This is a genomic window from Leifsonia sp. HAY1-4F, assembly GCF_056755275.1.
On record NZ_JBNDHX010000308.1, the window covers coordinates 1 to 268 of the forward strand.

General features: G+C 63.4%; 1 protein-coding gene. It reads right to left on the reverse strand.

Annotated elements, in window-relative coordinates; all coding sequences use genetic code 11:
* Window positions 1-66: 66 nt before the first annotated feature.
* Window positions 67-268 (reverse strand): helix-turn-helix domain-containing protein (locus ACPYOG_RS19625; RefSeq protein WP_481295797.1); only part of this gene is annotated, 202 nt, incomplete at its 5' end.

The window sequence follows — 268 nt, forward strand, 5'->3', positions numbered from 1 at the left end:
ATGCAGGGCAAGGCCTGATCCTTTGGGAGGCCGATCACGGCGGTAGCGGGCCTCAAGGCTCCTCCCTTATGTGGAGCGGGACGAGCTTTCCGTGAAGCGGCTCGGCGAGCAGCCGACAGCGCGTGTGAAGGAAGTGCTGAACGCACTCGCCGACTTGTAGCCAATCGAAAAGGCGATCTCCTCCACCCCTGCCGTTCCAGACTTGAGCGCCTCCTTGGCAAGCGCCATGCGCCACCGCAACAGGTACGAGATCGGAGCGATCCCGACG